Genomic DNA, 2537 nt, shown 5'->3' with positions numbered 1-2537 from the left:
ACCATACCGTTCGCGTGCAATCTTGGCTGCCTGGGGATCGACCCGGTCGAGATAGTCGAGGACCGCGCCTATGGACCCGCTCATATTGTAGATGTCCAGGCCGTAGAACCCTGCTTGCTCCGAAGGTTCTAGCTTCTCGTTGCGACGGCGCATCCAGTCGGAGAAGGCCGCGACATCGGTGTTGCGCCACATCCACGTCGGAAACCGCTGGAATGGCGCACCGGCGCCTGTTCGCGGCCGACGATGGCGAACGTAGCGGTCGATCGCCGCCGCATCGGGCCAGTCCGCCTCGACCGCGACGATGGTGAAGCCGTGCCGTTCGACGAGCCTGCGGGTGATCGCCGCGCGCGCCCTGTAGAACTCGGACGTGCCATGGCTTGCCTCGCCAAGCAGAACGACGCGCCGGTCGGCGAACCGGTCGAACAATGCGCCGAAGGCCGGATCGTCGAAATCGGGCAGCGGTTCAGCCGCGGCCGCGATCATATCGGGCAGGCTGATCGGATGCGGATGTCGAAGTGGACGACCGACCTTGGTGACGGTGCCGTTTTCCGACCAACCCTGCTCGCCGATGAGAGGGACGAAGCGCACGCCGCCGAAATCCTCCTCGCTGTAGGTTGCGGCACCTGTCCGGGTGACTTTGAGCAGGCGTTGCAAATCGGGGTCGTCGCCGACCGGAATGACGAGCCTGCCGCCGACATCGAGTTGCTCCTGAAGGGCGAGCGGTGCGCCGGGACCGCTGGCTGTCACCACGATGGCATCGAACGGCGCCGCCTGCGGCCAGCCCTTGGTGCCATCGCCTGTCCGGACCTCGATGTTTCGATAGCCGAGTTTTTCAAACCGCCGTTTCGCCGTTTCTGCCAAACCGGGATGACGCTCTATGGTGTAGACCTGTTCGACGATCCGGCTCATCACCGCGGCGGCGTAACCCGAGCCGGTGCCGATTTCGAGCACGTGGTCACCCGGTTTGACGTCCGCCATTTCGATCATGAATGCGACGATGTAGGGTTGCGATATGGTCTGGCCGTCGGCGATCGGCAGCGGCGTGTCTTCATAAGCAAATTCCTCGAAACCGGGTTCTACGAAGGCCTCGCGTGGAACTTCGCGCATCGCCTGCAGAATTTCACGGTCATGGATGCCACGCCGGCCGACTTGGATATTGACCATTCGATCACGGGCACGAGGAAGATCGAGCATTTTTTAGCTCCCTTTGGTGCAACGCTTCGAGGTTGTCCTTCGCGGTAGCTGCCTTGAACCTGGCCTTCGCGATTCCAGTTTCTAACCGCTGGAGGACTTCAAGGTTCCCGCCTATTTGCGGACAGAGCCGCTCGCTCCACCGGGATAGCGACCGGTCTCTTGGCCGCTCGGGTCGCGACACTGTCCCGGACGGCGGCAGTCGGGGGTTGCTCAAGCGCAAAGATGCCCCAGTTATCACCAGCGAACCGAAAGCTGGAGATGTCGATGAACGACAAGGCTGCCGCGACGCCGCAGGCTATCGGCCACGAACGGATCGACCTCATGGACCGTTACTGGCGCGCCGCGAATTACATCTCGGTCGGCCAGATCTATCTGCTCGACAATCCGCTGTTGCGCGAACCGTTGAAGGCCGAGCACGTCAAGCCTCGGTTGCTTGGCCATTGGGGCACGACGCCGGGCCTGAATTTTCTCTACCTGCATCTGAACCGCGTTATCCGCGAACGCGACTTCGATGTTCTGTTTATCTGCGGCCCGGGCCATGGCGGTCCCGCAATGGTCGCCAACACATGGCTCGAGGGCACCTATAGCGAGATCTATCCCGATATCGGGCAGGGCGAAGACGGCCTCAGGAAACTGTTCCGGCAGTTTTCCTTTCCCGGTGGCGTGCCAAGCCATGCCGCGCCCGAGACGCCAGGCTCCATCCATGAGGGCGGCGAATTGGGATATGCATTGGTTCATGCCTTCGGTGCGGCCTTCGACAATCCGGGTCTGGTGGTTGCCTGCGTCGTTGGTGACGGCGAAGCCGAGACCGGTCCGCTGGCGGCGGCATGGCATTCCAACAAGTTCCTGAACCCAGCGTCGGACGGCGCCGTCCTGCCGATCCTGCATCTCAACGGCTACAAGATCGCCAATCCGACGATCCTCGGCCGCATGGACGATCAGGAATTGCGAGACCTTTTCGCCGGCTATGGCTACGAACCGTTCTTCGTCGAAGGCCACGAGCCGCTTGCCATGCACCGGTCCATGGCCGCGACGCTCGACACGGTGCTCGATCGCATCCGTTCCATTCAGGAGCAGGCACGGGCTCCGGGATGGCATGGTCAACGCCCGAAATGGCCGATGATCGTGCTGCGCAGCCCCAAGGGATGGACCGGGCCGAAGGAAGTCGATGGCGAAAAAGTCGAGGGTTTCTGGCGCTCGCATCAAGTGCCGGTATCGAACGCTCGAGGGAATGAGGAGCACCGCAAGATCCTCGAAAACTGGATGCGAAGCTACGAACCGGGAGAGCTGTTCGACGAAAGCGGGCACCTGTTGCCGGAGCTTGCGGCACTTGCCCCGACAGG

The 2537-nt window shown here is 62.3% G+C and carries 2 protein-coding genes; one reads left to right on the top strand and one right to left on the bottom strand.

All coding sequences use genetic code 11. The features are described 5' to 3' along the window. Positions 1–1194 (bottom strand): protein-L-isoaspartate(D-aspartate) O-methyltransferase (locus EN884_RS32720; RefSeq protein WP_128360998.1); only part of this gene is annotated, 1194 nt, incomplete at its 3' end. A gap of 264 nt (positions 1195–1458) precedes the next feature. Here EN884_RS32720 and EN884_RS32715 point away from each other — a divergent pair. Next, the coding region (locus tag EN884_RS32715; RefSeq protein WP_164895305.1) for a phosphoketolase family protein at positions 1459–2537 on the top strand (1079 nt) is incomplete at its 3' end.

Source organism: Mesorhizobium sp. M7A.F.Ca.AU.001.01.1.1, from assembly GCF_004022735.1.
Taxonomy (GTDB): Bacteria; Pseudomonadota; Alphaproteobacteria; order Rhizobiales; family Rhizobiaceae; genus Mesorhizobium; species Mesorhizobium ciceri.
Note: the sequence above shows the minus strand (reverse complement) of the source record. Positions and strands in the feature narration are given on the sequence as shown.